Here is a 15,507-nt window from a genome sequence, read left to right as displayed (position 1 = left end):
GTGAAATATACAGAAGGAGGGAATTTTGTCGGGAACGCCGCGGTTGGCTGGTTAGGTGGTGCTTCCGCAGCAGCGGGTGCAGGAACAGTGTGTGTTGCTATAGGTGCAGGTACTGCGGGTTTAGGAGGCATTTTATGTATTTTGGTTGTTGTAGGTGCAGGCACTGCTGCCGGTGGCGCCGTTGGTGCGCTTGCTGGAGAGAGGGTCGGAGATTTTATTTATGAGGTGGGGAAGTAATGAAGGGTGAATTTTACGCATTTTATATGTGGTGCTGGTTAGGCGTATTTGTGTTAATTTTTTTTACATTTTTGGTTCAAGTTTATTTTTCTTACTCTAAAGTTAATGAAATACTGGAATGCCTAGGTCGGTCAAATAGTGTATTGGGTCGTCAATTTCTTCTTGGGGACGGGATTTTCAGTAGGTCTTTTTTTGTACTGTCGATTGCGGGGATGCTTGTGTTTCCTGAAACGCATATAAAAGACGGCGGGTTTACTCGTGAGGAGTTTGAAGGCGTTCCTTATCGGCTTAGATTTCAACTAAAAGCACTGGTGTATGTTTTGTTTGTTTTGGTTGGGGTTTGCATCGCTTTATTGTGTATGGGTGAGTATATGGGTTGGCTTAATGAACATACTTAGACGCTCGGTTATTCGCCGGTTGTTTTGCCATATTTTGTGGTGAAGGAACATTATTTTATACTAATGCAGTCCATACCCCGCACATGGCTATTCCACTCACCGATTCAAACAGCCGAAAAACTCTTCGTCATTTTCAGCAGCACCAGCGCCGCGAGGCCTTTGAACGCTTGGCGAACCCTTTCAGCCGGTCTACCGCCCCATCCCATCTGGGCAGGCACGGTTTACAGCGAATGGAGGGAAGTGGGCCATATGTATCGGTATTGGCGTTGCTACCGTCGGGGTGGGTGGAGCGGTTTGCGCTGTTGTAGTCGCGGGGTGGGATCTGCTGTAGGGGGTAACGCATTTTCTAAAGTGGGTGAAACTATTGGGGAAGTTGTTTATAAGGTTGTCCGATGATAAGTGACTCGGAAATCATTTTTTTGATGTCCTCCTTAGGCTTGTTTTTGTCCGGTATTTTTATTATTGGTATTTGGTTTTATATGGTTTTTTTTAGAATGTCAGAAATTGTCGGATGTTTGGGGCGATCATTAGTTGTTCAAAATAGGAGCTCGCTTTTGAACGCTGGGCTGGTCGGTAAGTTTTATATTCTAAGTGGTGTCTCGGGTGTGTTGGTTTTTCCTCAAAAATCAATTGAAAGAGGTGAGCTTGACCCGGATGACTATAGGCGGTTTCCGAAGCCCTTAAAGTTTTGGATTGTATCCTCTGCGACAGCAGCAATTGTGCTCACATTAGGTGGTGTGGTGATGGCCTTGGCAATTAATTTTCTAGGGTGGCCTACCTAGAGTACTTAAGATGTTATCGCGTAGCGATTAAATTTACTGAGTCAATTGAATAACTGTCTCGGACCTCTGGTGCGTAAAGGCGTTGGCAAGTGTAAGTGCATTGTCTGGCAATAGGGGCGAAAAGTTAGGCGAAAATATCTATGAGGTTGTACATTGGCTCATGGGGGGTTGTGACATGTTTAGCTTTGTTGCCTCAACTTTGTCCTTTGAAGGTGCAAGAATTATTTGCTGAAGCTTAATGGTTGCGTGTTTTTTTATTTATTTTGACTGTTCCTGTGTGGGCTTTGTAACTTTCTTATTTTAAGAAGGAAAAGATACGGAAGAACTTAAGCGTAGTTGGTATGTTATAAGTTCGGATGGAAGTGTCGGTTGGGATCCTATAAGTAGATCGTGGGCGATAAGGGCTGTGATCGGTGCTTTCGCCTTTCCCGCACACTCTATAAAACACGGATGTCTTAGTGCTGAGGACTACGCTGAGTTTCCGAAGATGCTCAAATTTATTTTGAAAAGTCTAGGTGTCTGTTCAGTGGCCTCCGTCCTTGGCATTTTTATTTTGCTTGTAATAGGAGAGCTTGTGGGATGGGAGGATGTTGATTGGTTCTAGATTAGGCGAGAGCTTTTCAAAATGAAATTGTTGACGCTTTGTTTGTGACAGCAATTGTTATGAAAAACGAATCATTGCTTGCGTCCTCCTTTGAATGGAATGTACCTAATGCCGAATCAGTTGTTACCAAAAACTTGGTTAACCCATTGTCCCCTTCGGACGACTGAGAATGCGTTCGTCATTCTCAGTAACGCCAGCGACGCGAAGCCGGTAGATGTCTGGCGAAAAATGGCAGCTGGCATGCCGCCCCAGCCCGTCTGGGCAAGCACGGCCTATGCTGAGTGGACTGAGGTCATGCCTTATGTCGCCATCATCGAGCCCGACAGCCCATTCCTCGACTGGATAGCAACCACCGTGTCTACGGACTGGGGTTGGCTGGCGGTATCGTCCAGCCCACTGGAAACAGTGGTAGCGCACCTGCAAAGCTTGACCAAGGTGCTGTTGCCCGAGGGGCAGGAAGTGTTTTTGCGCTTCTGGGATGGCGGTCAATTTCTGCCGATTGTGCAAAACATCGGCAATGAGGCGGGGAAGGTGTTGCCGGTATTTCAGCGTTACCTGATCAACGGCCAACCGCTAACGGTTACGACTGGCCCGGTCACTGCCGCCAACACCAGCCCATGGTGGCAAGTGCCTGCCTCGTTGCTGGAGCATCTGGCAGCGCAATCACCCCACGTGCTGATCGACAACTTGCTGCAATGGCTCGAAGAGCAGCGCCCCGACCTGCAGACCGCTTTCAAGCCTGCGATCTTGCGCCACAAGGTCGCCTGCTTTGCGCGCGGGGCGGATGTCAGCCATGGGGCGCTGGCCGACTATCTGGCCTCAGAGTTGAGTTGACGCAGCGCCTGCTGGAAACAGTCATCGGTGTGAGGGGTGGTTGTGGCGAGCAGGCTTGCCCTGCGTCGGGCTGCGTAGCGGCCCCAAAACCTGCCAATGAGTTCTGGCAAAAAAAGAACGCGGTGACCGTTTCAGGGCTGCTGCGCAGCCCAACGTGGGGCGAGCCAGTTCGCCACACTCTGCCCCTTTGCGCCTGTAGAAGGTAAACTTCGCCCCCTGCGCAGGAGCAACCATGAATTATCGTCACGCCTTTCACGCCGGCAACCACGCCGATGTCTTCAAACACCTGACCTTGACCCGCCTCATCGCCCTGATGTCGCGCAAGGAGCAGCCGTTCGCCTACCTCGACACCCACGCCGGGATCGGGCTGTACGACCTGCAAGGTGATCAGGCCAACCGTACCGGTGAATACCTGGAAGGCATTGCGCGCCTGTGGGGCGAGAGCGACCTGCCGCCGCTGACCGCCGACTACATGCGCGTGTTGCATGAGATGAACCCGGATGGCCAGTTGCGCTACTACCCGGGCTCGCCGGAACTGGCGCGCCGCCTCACACGGCCTCAGGACCGTGTGCTGCTGAATGAAAAACACCCGGAAGACGGCGTGCTGCTCAAAGACAACATGAAGGGCGATCGCCGCGTCAAAGTGCACTTGGGCGAAGGCTGGCATGTGCCACGCGCCTTGCTGCCGGTGCCGGAAAAACGCGCGTTGATGCTGATCGATCCGCCGTTCGAAAAACTCGACGAGATGCAGCGCTGCGCAGCGTCCCTCAAGGAAGCAGTCAGCCGCATGCGCCAGACCGTTGCGGCGATCTGGTACCCGGTGAAAGACCAGCGCATGCTGCGCCGCTTCTACCAGGACCTGGCCGGCACGGGCGCGCCGAAGTTGCTGCGGGTGGAGTTGCTGGTGCATCCGCTGGACACGCCCAACACCCTGACCGGCTCGGGCCTGGCGATTGCCAACCCGCCGTGGGGTTTGGAAGAGGAGTTGCGTGAGCTGCTGCCGTGGCTGTCCAAGAAACTTGGCCAGACCCAGGGTGGGTGGCAGATGGATTGGCTCATCGCTGAGTAATCAGATCTCAAGCCAAGCACAAAACTAAATGTGGGAGCGGGCTTGCTCGCGAAAGCGGAGTGTCAGTTAACAGATATGTCGACTGATAGACCGCATTCGCGAGCAAGCCCGCTCCCACATTTTTTGATCTGCGTTGTGCTTAGATCGGGCAGGTCACGCCTGTGCCGCCGATCCCGCAATAGCCCTGCGGGTTCTTCGCCAGGTATTGCTGGTGATACGCCTCGGCGAAGTACACCGTCGGTGCCTCTTCGATTTCTGTGGTGATGGTGCCCAGGCCGGCCTTGGTCAGTTCGCCCTGATACGCCTCGGCGCTGGCCTTGGCCGCTTCCAGGTGCTCAGGCTTCACCGCGTAGATCACCGAACGGTACTGGCTGCCGATGTCGTTGCCCTGGCGCATGCCCTGGGTCGGGTTGTGCAGCTCCCAGAACATTTTCAGCAGCTCTTCGTAGCTGATCTTGTCTTGGTCGAACACCACCAGTACCACTTCGCTATGGCCGGTCAGGCCCGAGCAAACTTCTTCGTAAGTTGGGTTCGGCGTGTAGCCGCCGGCGTAGCCGACCACGGTGCTGACCACACCGTCGCGCTGCCAAAACCGGCGTTCGGCACCCCAGAAACAACCGAGACCGAAGATCGCGAACTCGACGTTGTCGACAAAGGGGCCGAGCAGCGGGTTGCCGTTGACGAAATGCGTCTCTGGCAGCGCCATCGGGGTTTCACGGCCAGGCAAAGCTTGTTCTTGAGTGGGCAACACGTTTTTGTTCACCAGAATTTCCGAGCGCAAGACCATGATCAGTCCTCTCGTCAGGTTGAGTTAGCGGTAAAGATTCAGACAGCCAGTGTGCCCGAGTGTTACAGCGCTGTCAGGCGATTGGCCCGCGTGGGTAACGTTTAAGCTTCTCGAGCAGCTCTGAACCGGGGATCGGCCGGTCGAACAAATAGCCCTGGCCCACATCGCAACGATGCCGGCGCAGGAAGGCCAGTTGCTCGGAGGTTTCGACGCCCTCGGCCACCACTTTGAGCTTGAGGTTGTGGGCCATGGCGATCACTGCCGAGGTGATTTCCATGTCGTCCTGGTTGTCCGGGATTTCGTGGATAAAGCTGCGATCGATCTTGATGATGTCGATGGGGAATTTCTTCAGGTAGCTCAGCGACGAATAGCCGGTGCCGAAGTCATCCATGGCCAGGGTCAGCCCAAAGCTCTTCAGCTGGTCCAGCTGAAGGCGCGTGTCTTCGGTGGCTTCCAGCAGCAAACCTTCGGTCAGCTCCAGCTCCAGCAGGTTCGCGGGCAACTGTTCTTCCTTGAGGATGGTGGCAATCGAGGCCACCAGGTCCGGATCGGAGAATTGCTTGGGCGACAGGTTGATCGCCACCTGCAAATTGCCCATGCCCGCGGCGCTCAATTGCTTGCTCATGCGGCAGGCCTGGCGCGCGATCCATTTGCCGATGGGGATGATCAGCCCGGTTTCTTCCGCCACGCTGATGAACTGGTCGGGACGGATCATGCCCTTTTCCGGGTGGTTCCAGCGCAACAGCGCTTCCATGCCCAACAGCCGGCCGCTGCGCAGGCACAGCTTGGGCTGGTAGAACACGTCCAGCTCGTTTTGGGTCAGGGCGCGGCGCAGGTTGTTTTCCACGAACAGTTTGTAACTGGCCTCGGCGTTCAGCGCCTCGGTAAACACCTGTACCTGGTGTTTGCCGTTGGCCTTGGCCTTGTGCAGGGCCAGCCCGGCGTTACGCATCAGGGTCTGCGGGTCGCGGCCGTGCAACGGCGCACAAGCCAGGCCCACGGAGCCGGTGACGCTGATCAGTTGGTTGTCGACAAACATCGGTTTGTCGAGGGTTGCCAGCAACTGGCTGGCGACCTGTTGGCCACTCTCCAGGTCGGTGTCGTCGAGCAACACCGCGAACTCGTTACTGGCAAACCGCGCCAGGCTGCCACCGGCACTCAGGCTGTTGCGCAGGCGCCGGGCCAGGCTGATCAGCAACTTGTCGCCTGTCTGGTGGCCGAGGCTGTCGTTGATCCGCTTGAAATTGTCGATGTCCACCAGCAACAGGCTGATCGGGCTGTCGCTGTCGCGCGCGAAGCGCTCATCCAGGTTGCGGATAAACGCCGGGCGGTTGCCCAGGTTGGTCAGGTTGTCGGTGTAGGCCAGGCGCTCGATGCGCTGCTGGGCCAGCTTGGTCTGGGTGATGTCTTCGTAGATGCCGATGTAGTGCGTCAACTCACGGTTGTCGCCATACACCTTGGAAATCGACAGCTGGCCCCAGTAGGGTTCGAGGTTTTTGCGTCGGCTCTTGAACTCACCCTGCCAGCTGTTGCTTTTGGCCAGGCTCGACGGTGCGTCGAAGAGCAACTCGCTGAGGTTTTCCAGGGCTGGCAACTGCGCCAGTCGATGGCCGTGGACTTCTTCGGCGCTGTACTGGGTGATCGCGGTGAAGCTTGGGTTGACGTACTCGACCACGCCGTCGCAATTGACCAGCAGAAACGCGTTGGCGCTTTGCTCCACAGCCCGCTGGAACAAGTGCAGCGCGCTGGTGGCGGTGCGCCGGTTGTGGTTGTTGATCACTTGCGCGAACTGGTCCGCCAGCTCGCCGGCGAAGGCGATCTCATCCGCCTGCCAGGCACGCGAGCTGCCGCTTTGTTCCAGGCACAACACGCCGATGACTTGGCCGTCCACACGGATGCTCGCGTCGAGCATCGCGTGCACGTCCTTGGCGCGCAGGCTTTCGGCCATTTCCCGGGTGCGCGGGTCGCGCAACGCGTGGGTGGCGTCGATGGCGCGGCTCGAGTGCAGGGCTTCCAGGTAGTCCGGGAAGCCGCTGGCGTCGATCGCTTCAGGCAAGTGATGCTGTTGGTCGTCGCGGTGGTACGCCGAGATCGGCACCAGGCGCTGGCCTTCAAGGTTCCAGATGCTCGCGCAATCGATCTGGTAGATGTCGCACGCGCTGCGGGTGATCAGCTCGGCGGCTTCCTGCAGCGAGTTGGGCGTGGTGTAGCGCTGGCGTGCCAGCAGCAGGATCAGCTCCTGTTGGGCGCGCACACGCTCCAGATGCTGCAACTGTTCCTGCTGGGCACGCTGGTTGAGTTCCAGGGCGATCTGCAGGCGGCTGTTCTGGTTTTCCAGGTCTGCGGTCGGGGCGGCAGTGGGGATTTCGCTGAACAGGCCGTCAACCACCATCAGGTAGCCGCGCAGCAGGTGACGATTGTGTTGTTTGTAGGCCTCGCCCATCTCCAGCAGGCTCAAAGGCCCGTCGCTGGTGTGCAAGGTGTAGCGCACCAGGTAATGCGGGCTTTGGGTCAGTTGTTGCTGGATGGCGTCGTGCAGTTGGTAGCGCGCCTGCGGTTCCATCAGGCTGGCGTAGGGCGTGCCGACCAGGGCGCACAGCTCGACTGCCGGCAGACCAAATTGGCGCTCGCAATTGGGGTCGAGGTACAGCAGCGCCCAGCTTGCCTCATTAAGCCGTTCGAAACGCAGCATGCCGAGGCGCGAAGGCACCGGTAACTGCGTCACTACCTCGGCCGCCATACGGGCGACATCGGGTTGGCTTTTCATGGGGAAACTCGCTTGGAAAAATGCGCACGGCGCCGGGCTCACGCCCTCTTTACTGTCGCCTGCGGCAAGGTTGCATCATGCAGCACGCACTGACAAGAGAGGATGAAGGCTAAGTGCTATATGGCTGTTATCGGCCGCGGGAACGGTTTCTACAATCCAGGTGATGGGTGGCGCATTGACGCAGGCGCTACGCCCCTTGCCCCGACAAAAAAGCAGGCCAAAAAAAGCCCCGCCAGTTGGCGGGGTTGAGGTACGAGCGTGGCGCTCGGAAATCGGTGCAGCCAGGCCTCCCTGGTAAAAGGGAGGCCCGTTGAGGCTTACAGCAGGATGGTGCGGATGTCGTTCAGCAGTTGGCTCAGACGCTGCGTGAAGCGTGCAGCGGCGGCGCCGTTGATCACACGGTGATCGTAGGACAACGACAGCGGCAGCATCAGCTTCGGCTGGAACGCTTTACCGTCCCACACAGGCTGGATAGTGGCCTTGGACACACCCAGGATCGCCACTTCCGGCGCGTTGACGATTGGCGTGAAGCCAGTGCCGCCAATGTGCCCGAGGCTGGAGATGGTGAAGCAGGCGCCCTGCATATCGTCTGCGGTCAGCTTCTTGTCACGGGCCTTGGCGGCCAGTGCAGCAGCTTCGGCAGCCAGTTGCAGCAGGCTCTTCTGATCAACGTTCTTGATCACAGGCACCAGCAGGCCGTCCGGGGTATCAACTGCAAAACCGATGTGCACGTATTTCTTGCGAATGATCGCTTTACCGCTTGGCGCCAGCGAACTGTTGAAGTCCGGCAGTTCCTTGAGCAGGTGCGCGCAGGCCTTGAGCAGCAGAGGCAGCACGGTCAGTTTCACGCCAGCTTTCTCGGCCACGGCTTTCTGCGCAACGCGGAAAGCTTCCAGGTCGGTGATGTCGGCCTGGTCGAACTGGGTCACGTGCGGAATGTTCAGCCAGCTACGGTGCAAGCTCGACGCGCCGATTTGCATCAGGCGAGTCATCGGCACTTCTTCGGTTTCGCCGAAGCGGCTGAAGTCCACGACCGGGATTGGCGGAATACCAGCGCCACCGGTAGCAGCGCCGGCAGCCGGAGCTTCCTTGGCCTTCTGCATCATGGCCTTGACGTAAACCTGCACGTCTTCCTTGAGCACGCGACCGTGCGGGCCGGTGGCCGACACAGCGTTCAACTCAACGCCGAACTCACGGGCCAGCTGACGCACGGCTGGGCCGGCGTGAACCTTGGCACCGCTTGGCGCAGGTGCGGCAGCAGCAGGGGCCGGAGCGGCCTCGGCTTTTGCAGCAGGTGCAGGAGCGGCAGCAGCCGGAGCGGGAGCCGCGTCAGCTTTTGCAGCAGGAGCGGCCGCAGCCGGTGCTGGAGCAGCAGCCGGCGCAGCGCCTTGTACTTTCAGCTTGAGGATGAAGTCGCCAGTGCCGACTTCGTCTTCGAGCTTGACCGCGATGCTTTCCACCACGCCGGCCGCCGGCGATGGGATTTCCATGGAGGCCTTGTCGGACTCCAGGGTGATCAGCGACTGGTCGGCTTCGACGGTGTCGCCGACCTTGACCAGCAGCTCGATGATCTTGGCCTTGCCCGACGAGCCGATGTCCGGGACGTGAATGTCCTGAACAGAGGCCTCAGCCGGAGCAGCGGCCGGGGCTGCAGGCGCCTCGGCAGCGGCGGCAGGCTTTTCAGCAGCCGGTGCGGGTGCAGCAGCGGCAGCAGGCGCTGGCGCAGGGGCCGCGTCAGCGGCACCTTCGATTTCCAGTTCCAGCAGTTCGTCGCCTTCTTTCAGGCGGTCGCCCAGCTTCACTTTCAGGCTCTTGACCACACCGGCCTTGGGAGCAGGGATTTCCATGCTCGCCTTGTCCGATTCCAGGGTCAGGATGCTCTGGTCGGCTTCGACGGTGTCGCCGACCTTTACAAACAGCTCGATTACTTCACCTTCACCGCTGCCGATGTCAGGTACGCGAATGAGTTCGCTCACAAAAAATCTCCTCAGCAGTCCAGTGGGTTGCGTTTTTCCGGGTTGATACCGAACTTGACGATAGCGTCAGCCACCACCTTGGGTTCGATCTCACCACGGTCAGCCAAGGCTTCCAGGGCTGCCAACACCACGAAGTGACGGTCAACTTCGAAGAAGTGACGCAGCTTCTTGCGGCTGTCACTGCGGCCGAAACCGTCGGTGCCCAGGACTTTGAACTCCTTGGACGGGACCCACTGGCGAATCTGTTCAGCAAACAGCTTCATGTAGTCGGTAGAGGCGATGACTGGACCTTTACGGCCGGCCAGGCATTCTTCGACGTAGCTCTTCGCTGGCTTCTGACCTGGGTGCAGGCGGTTGTTACGCTCCACTGCCAGGCCGTCGCGACGCAGTTCGTTGAAGCTGGTAACGCTCCACACGTCGGCGCCGACGTTGAACTCTTCACGCAGGATCTTGGCCGCTTCACGCACTTCGCGCAGGATGGTGCCGGAGCCCATCAGCTGTACGTGGTGTGCCGCTTCCTTGGTGTCTTCTTCGAGCAGGTACATGCCCTTGATGATGCCTTCCTCGACACCGGCCGGCATGGCTGGCTGCTGGTAGGACTCGTTCATCACGGTGATGTAGTAGAAAACGTCCTGCTGCTCTTCGGTCATCTTCTTCATGCCGTCCTGGATGATCACCGCCAGCTCATAGCCGTAGGTTGGATCAAAGGTGCGGCAGTTCGGGATGGTGGCAGCCAGGATGTGGCTGTGACCGTCTTCGTGTTGCAGGCCTTCGCCGTTCAGCGTGGTCCGCCCGGCAGTACCGCCGATCAGGAAGCCACGGGTACGGCTGTCGCCTGCTGCCCACGCCAGGTCGCCGATACGCTGGAAGCCGAACATCGAGTAGAAGATGTAGAACGGCAGCATCGGCTGGTTGTGGCTGGAGTACGAGGTACCGGCAGCGATGAAGGAGCTCATGGCGCCCGCTTCGTTGATGCCTTCTTCGAGGATCTGGCCCTTTTTGTCTTCCTTGTAGAACATCACCTGGTCTTTATCGACTGGCTCGTAGAGCTGGCCGACGGAGGAGTAGATGCCCAACTGACGGAACATGCCTTCCATACCGAAGGTACGGGCTTCGTCCGGGATGATCGGGACGATACGCGAGCCGATTTCCTTGTCCTTGACCAGCTGCGCCAGGATGCGCACGAAGGCCATGGTGGTGGAGATTTCACGGTCGCCCGAGCCGTCCAGGATAGCCTTGAGGGTATCGAGTGGCGGCGTCGGAATGTCGAAAGACTTGGCGCGGCGCTGTGGCACGAAACCGCCCAGTGCAGTGCGACGCTCGCTGAGGTAGCGGGCTTCGGCGCTGTTTGGCTCCGGCTTGAAGAACGGCAGGTTCTCCAGCTCTTCGTCCTTGACCGGGATGTCGAAGCGGTCGCGGAACAGCTTCAGGCTTTCAACATCAACCTTCTTGGTGTTGTGCGCGGTGTTTTTCGCTTCGCCGGCACCGGTGCCATAACCCTTGATGGTCTTGGCCAGGATGACGGTCGGTTGTTCTTTGTGGTTGACCGCTTCGTGGTACGCCGCGTAGACCTTGTACGGGTCGTGGCCGCCACGGTTGAGTTTCCAGATCTCGTCGTCGGACAGGTCTGCAACCATTGCCTTGAGTTCAGGCGTGTTGAAGAAATGTTCACGGACGAACGCGCCGTCTTTGGCTTTGTAGTTCTGGTACTCGCCGTCGATGACTTCGTCCATGCGACGCTGCAGGATACCGTCGACGTCTTTGGCCAGCAGTGGGTCCCAGAAACGGCCCCAGATCACTTTGGTCACGTTCCACTGAGCACCGCGGAACACGCCTTCGAGTTCCTGGATGATCTTGCCGTTGCCGCGAACCGGGCCGTCGAGGCGCTGCAGGTTGCAGTTGATGACGAAGATCAGGTTGTCGAGCTTCTCGCGGCCAGCCAGGGAGATGGCGCCCAGGGATTCCGGCTCGTCACACTCGCCGTCGCCCAGGAAGCACCAGACTTTCTGCTTGCCTTCAGGGATGAAGCCACGCGCTTCCAGGTACTTCATGAAACGTGCCTGGTAGATCGCCTGGATTGGGCCAAGGCCCATCGACACAGTCGGGAACTGCCAGAAATCAGGCATCAGCCAAGGGTGCGGGTACGACGACAGGCCGTTACCGTCCACTTCCTGGCGGAAGTTGTTCATGTGTTCTTCGGTGATGCGGCCTTCCATGAACGCACGGGCGTAAACGCCTGGAGAAGTGTGGCCCTGGAAGTAGATCAGGTCGCCGCCGTGTTCGTCGGTCGGGGCCTGGAAGAAGTAGTTGAAGCCGATGTCATACAGGGTTGCGCTGGAAGCGAAGCTGGAGATGTGACCGCCCAGGTCAGAATCTTTCAAGTTCGTGCGCATTACCATCGCCATGGCGTTCCAACGTACCAGCGAGCGAATGCGGCGTTCCATGAACAGGTCGCCAGGCATGCGTGCTTCGTGGGTAACGGGGATGGTGTTGCGGTATGGCGTGGTGATGGCGTAAGGCAATTGCGAGCCGCTGCGGGTCGCGAGTTCGCCCATACGGGTCATCAGGTAGTGAGCACGGTCTTCGCCTTCTTTGTCGAGAACCGATTCCAGGGCGTCCAGCCATTCCTGGGTTTCGACGGGATCGAGGTCTTGCATGGCTTGCTCCAGGGCGGAAAGGCTACCAGAATCGGTTGCCTGAAGTTTGCGACTGGCCTTGTGGGCAGACGACATAAATTCTTGGATGGCCGAAGGTTGCTTCGGCGTCCTGTAGTTTTACTACAAATCGTCGGCCATTTCAGCCTTTCGAATGTATATACGAGTAGTAAAACTACACAAGACCGAGTGGATTGCTCGGTCTGGCTGGTGAGCATAATCGTTATTGTTGATCTTTTGCGAACAAGAAAAGGTGAAAGTTTGATGTTGCCTGCCAAGATTAATTTAATTTCAGCTATTTATAACCTTTGTTCGACAGTCCTTCACCGAGCGTGGTTCTTGCGTTCACAGCAACAAGCCTTTTACGCGCCGATCAAGGATAGACCATGAGCCTTCCAGCACTGGCCCCATTACCGGCCATTCTCTTGCCTTTTGCCCAGCGGGCCGAGCAGTCATTTCGTGACGCAGTGGCCGCGCTGGACGACGATCATGGACTTTCTGCATGGACGCCGCAACGGTGGGCTGACTTCGCCCGCGTGTGCGCCGCCAGTGATTTTGTCATTGAACAGAGCCTGCGTGACCCTTTGATGTTGCTCGAGCTGGTGGCCTGGGGCGAGCTGGACCGCGGCTTTGCGCCCGGCGAGCTGTGCGGTCAGATCGCCGGCGCCGTGCAACAGGTAGAAACAGAAGATGAGCTGGGTCGCGTGCTGCGTCGCCAGCGCACCCGCCAGCAAGTGCGCATCATCTGGCGCGACCTGACGCGCCAGGCCGACCTGGTGCAAACCTGTCGCGACCTTTCCGACATGGCCGACGCCAGCATCGACCAAGCCTACCAATGGCTGTACCAACGCCATTGCGTGCAATTTGGCACACCCACCGGCCGACGCAGCGGCGAAGCCCAACACATGGTCATTCTGGGCATGGGCAAACTCGGCGCCGTGGAGCTGAACCTGTCCTCTGATATCGACCTGATCTTCGCCTACCCCGAGGGCGGCGAGACGGTGGGCGTGAAGCGCGCGCTGGATAACCAGGAGTTTTTTATCCGGCTTGGTCAAAAACTGATCAAGGCGCTCGACCCGATGACGGTCGACGGGTTTGTGTTCCGCGTCGACATGCGCCTGCGCCCCTACGGTTCGGCTGGCGCCCTGGTGCTCAGCTTCAACGCGCTGGAACAGTACTACCAGGACCAGGGCCGTGATTGGGAACGCTACGCCATGATCAAGGCGCGCGTGGTTGCCGGTGACCAGGTGGCCGGTGCGCAACTGCTGGATATGCTGCGCCCGTTCGTCTATCGGCGTTACCTGGACTTTTCGGCCATCGAAGCGCTGCGCACCATGAAGCAGCTGATCCAGCAGGAAGTGCGGCGCAAAGGCATGGCCGACAACATCAAGCTGGGCTCGGGCGGCATCCGCGAAGTGGAATTTATCGCCCAGGCGTTCCAGTTGATCCACGGCGGCCGCGACCTGAGCCTGCAACAACGGCCATTGCTCAAGGTGCTCGGCACGCTCGAAGGGCAGGGTTATTTGCCTGCGACAGTGATTGCCGAGTTACGCAACGGCTACGAATTCTTGCGTTACACCGAGCATGCGATCCAGGCGATCGCCGACCGCCAGACGCAAATGCTCCCGGACACCCCGGAAGATCAGGCGCGCATTGCCTTTATGCTGGGCTTTGCCGATTGGTCCGCGTTCCATGAGCGCCTGATGTATTGGCGTGGTCGGGTGGATTGGCACTTCCGCCAGGTCATCGCCGACCCCGACGAAGAAGAAGGCGCAGAGAGTGAGCTGGTCGTAGGTGGCGAGTGGCTGCCACTGTGGGAAGAGTCTCAGGACGAAGACGCCGCTCGCCTGCAATTGCAGGAAGGTGGCTTTACCGACGCGCCCAAAGCCCTCAAAGCCCTGGCCGGCTTGCGCGGCAGCCCGCAATTGCGTGCCATGCAGCGCCTGGGGCGGGAGCGGCTGGATGCTTTTATTCCGCGTCTGCTGGCCCAGGCCGTCGAACACGCCAACCCGGATTTGGTGCTTGAGCGTGTACTGCCGCTGGTCGAAGCCGTCGCTCGCCGGTCCGCTTATCTGGTGCTGCTCACGGAAAACCCCGACGCTTTGCGCCGTCTGCTCACACTGTGCGCCGCCAGCCCGTGGATCGCCGAACAGATCACGCGCTTCCCGCTGTTGCTCGACGAACTGCTTAACGAAGGCCGCCTGTTCAAACCGCCGTTGGCGCCGGAACTCGCCGCCGAGTTGCGCGAACGCCTCACGCGCATCCCTGAGGATGACCTTGAGCAGCAGATGGAGGCGCTGCGCCACTTCAAGCTGGCTCACCGTCTGCGCGTGGCCGCCTCGGAAATCGCCGGCAGCCTGCCATTGATGAAAGTCAGCGATTACCTGACCTGGCTTGCCGAAGCCATTCTCGAACAAGTACTGGCCCTGGCGTGGCGCCAGACCGTGGCCCGCCACGGCTCGCCGCAGCGGCTTGACGGTACGCTGTGCGACCCGGGGTTCATCATTGTCGGTTATGGCAAGGTGGGTGGCATCGAGCTGGGGCATGGTTCTGACCTGGACCTGGTGTTTATCCACGACGGTGACCCGCAGGCCGAGACTGACGGCGCCAAGCCGATCGACGGCGCGCAGTTCTTCACGCGCCTGGGCCAGCGCATCATCCACTTGCTGACCACCCAGACCAACTCCGGCCAGCTGTATGAGGTCGACATGCGCCTGCGCCCATCCGGCGCGTCCGGCTTGCTGGTGAGTTCACTCGGAGCCTTCGAGCGCTATCAGCAAAATGAGGCCTGGACCTGGGAACATCAGGCGCTGATCCGCGCGCGGGTGCTGGTGGGCAGTCAGGATGTGGGCCAGGCGTTCGAGCACGTACGCGCCAGAGTATTGGGGCGTGAGCGTGACCTGACCAAGCTGCGCCAGGAGGTCAGCGAGATGCGCGCCAAGATGCGCGACAACCTGGGCACCCGGTCTACGGCGGCCGGCACCGGCGCCAATGCCTTTGAGCCCACGGTGGTGTTCGACCTCAAGCAGGACGCCGGAGGTATCGTCGATATTGAATTTATGGTGCAATACGCGGCTTTGGCGTGGTCTGCGCAACATCCATCGTTGCTGCGCTACACCGACAATATCCGCATTCTGGAGGGCCTGGAGCAGGTCGGGCTGATGCCCGCCGCCGATGCCCATCTGCTGCGCGAGGTGTATAAAGCCTACCGTTCCGCCGCGCACCGCCAGGCCTTGCAAAATGAGGCTGGCACGGTAGCCGGGGATCAGTTCGCCGACGAACGGCGCCAGGTGATGCGAATCTGGCAGGCGCTGGGGTTAAGCTGATTAATTGAGTGGCGCCAATTTAATGTGGAAATCGGCCTTATGTGGGAGCCGGGCTTGCCCGCGATGCAGGCGC

9 protein-coding genes and 1 pseudogene are annotated in these 15,507 nt (G+C 58.8%); 6 read left to right on the top strand and 4 right to left on the bottom strand.

Annotated elements, in window-relative coordinates:
* From AACV02_RS26830 to AACV02_RS26810, 5 genes and pseudogenes are all read left to right on the top strand, one after another.
* Positions 1-237 (top strand): annotated as a pseudogene (locus AACV02_RS26830) (hypothetical protein); the annotation flags it as partial.
* Positions 237-635, top strand: a complete 399-nt coding sequence (locus AACV02_RS26825) for a hypothetical protein (protein WP_157986810.1) — start codon at positions 237-239, stop codon at positions 633-635. The pseudogene AACV02_RS26830 and the gene AACV02_RS26825, both read left to right, overlap by 1 nt.
* A 422-nt stretch (positions 636-1,057) precedes the next feature.
* Complete coding sequence (locus tag AACV02_RS26820) at positions 1,058-1,417, top strand: hypothetical protein (protein WP_157986809.1); 360 nt, start codon at positions 1,058-1,060, stop codon at positions 1,415-1,417.
* Between the two features lie 712 nt (positions 1,418-2,129).
* Positions 2,130-2,855, top strand: coding sequence for a DUF4123 domain-containing protein (locus AACV02_RS26815; RefSeq protein WP_119738003.1), 726 nt, complete (start codon positions 2,130-2,132; stop codon positions 2,853-2,855).
* Positions 2,856-3,087: 232 nt separating this feature from the next.
* Positions 3,088-3,924, top strand: a complete 837-nt coding sequence (locus AACV02_RS26810; RefSeq protein WP_016975658.1) for a 23S rRNA (adenine(2030)-N(6))-methyltransferase RlmJ — start codon at positions 3,088-3,090, stop codon at positions 3,922-3,924.
* 139 nt (positions 3,925-4,063) lie between these two features.
* On the opposite strand, the gene msrA is transcribed toward AACV02_RS26810, so the two are convergent.
* The 4 genes from msrA to aceE all read right to left on the bottom strand — a co-directional run bounded on the left by msrA (position 4,064) and on the right by aceE (position 12,111).
* Positions 4,064-4,711 (bottom strand): peptide-methionine (S)-S-oxide reductase MsrA, encoded by a 648-nt coding sequence (gene msrA / locus AACV02_RS26805; protein WP_106577569.1) that lies wholly within the window; start codon positions 4,709-4,711, stop codon positions 4,064-4,066.
* A 73-nt stretch (positions 4,712-4,784) separates the two neighbouring features.
* On the bottom strand, positions 4,785-7,478 hold the full coding sequence (locus AACV02_RS26800) for a putative bifunctional diguanylate cyclase/phosphodiesterase (RefSeq protein WP_119738001.1): 2,694 nt from the start codon (positions 7,476-7,478) through the stop codon (positions 4,785-4,787).
* Between the two features lie 317 nt (positions 7,479-7,795).
* Complete coding sequence (aceF, locus tag AACV02_RS26795) at positions 7,796-9,454, bottom strand: dihydrolipoyllysine-residue acetyltransferase (protein ID WP_119737998.1); 1,659 nt, start codon at positions 9,452-9,454, stop codon at positions 7,796-7,798.
* 11 nt (positions 9,455-9,465) lie between these two features.
* Positions 9,466-12,111, bottom strand: a complete 2,646-nt coding sequence (gene aceE, locus AACV02_RS26790) for a pyruvate dehydrogenase (acetyl-transferring), homodimeric type (RefSeq protein ID WP_017138519.1) — start codon at positions 12,109-12,111, stop codon at positions 9,466-9,468.
* A gap of 383 nt (positions 12,112-12,494) precedes the next feature.
* On the opposite strand from aceE, the gene glnE reads away from it, so the two are divergent.
* Positions 12,495-15,434 (top strand): bifunctional [glutamate--ammonia ligase]-adenylyl-L-tyrosine phosphorylase/[glutamate--ammonia-ligase] adenylyltransferase, encoded by a 2,940-nt coding sequence (gene glnE, locus AACV02_RS26785; protein WP_119737996.1) that lies wholly within the window; start codon positions 12,495-12,497, stop codon positions 15,432-15,434.
* Positions 15,435-15,507: the final 73 nt, after the last annotated feature.

Source organism: Pseudomonas sp. Larv2_ips (genome assembly GCF_963879675.1).
GTDB lineage: Bacteria > Pseudomonadota > Gammaproteobacteria > Pseudomonadales > Pseudomonadaceae > Aquipseudomonas.
This window is presented reverse-complemented; position numbering and strand designations above follow the sequence as displayed.

What these genes read in the sequence shown, in the direction of transcription:
- AACV02_RS26825 (WP_157986810.1), top strand. Translation starts at nt 237, where the DNA reads ATGAAGGGTGAATTTTACGCATTTTATATGTGGTGCTGGTTAGGCGTA.
- AACV02_RS26820 (WP_157986809.1), top strand. Translation starts at nt 1,058, where the DNA reads ATGTCCTCCTTAGGCTTGTTTTTGTCCGGTATTTTTATTATTGGTATT.
- AACV02_RS26815 (WP_119738003.1), top strand. Translation starts at nt 2,130, where the DNA reads ATGCCGAATCAGTTGTTACCAAAAACTTGGTTAACCCATTGTCCCCTT.
- AACV02_RS26810 (WP_016975658.1), top strand. Translation starts at nt 3,088, where the DNA reads ATGAATTATCGTCACGCCTTTCACGCCGGCAACCACGCCGATGTCTTC.
- msrA (WP_106577569.1), bottom strand. Translation starts at nt 4,711, where the DNA reads ATGGTCTTGCGCTCGGAAATTCTGGTGAACAAAAACGTGTTGCCCACT.
- AACV02_RS26800 (WP_119738001.1), bottom strand. Translation starts at nt 7,478, where the DNA reads ATGAAAAGCCAACCCGATGTCGCCCGTATGGCGGCCGAGGTAGTGACG.
- aceE (WP_017138519.1), bottom strand. Translation starts at nt 12,111, where the DNA reads ATGCAAGACCTCGATCCCGTCGAAACCCAGGAATGGCTGGACGCCCTG.
- glnE (WP_119737996.1), top strand. Translation starts at nt 12,495, where the DNA reads ATGAGCCTTCCAGCACTGGCCCCATTACCGGCCATTCTCTTGCCTTTT.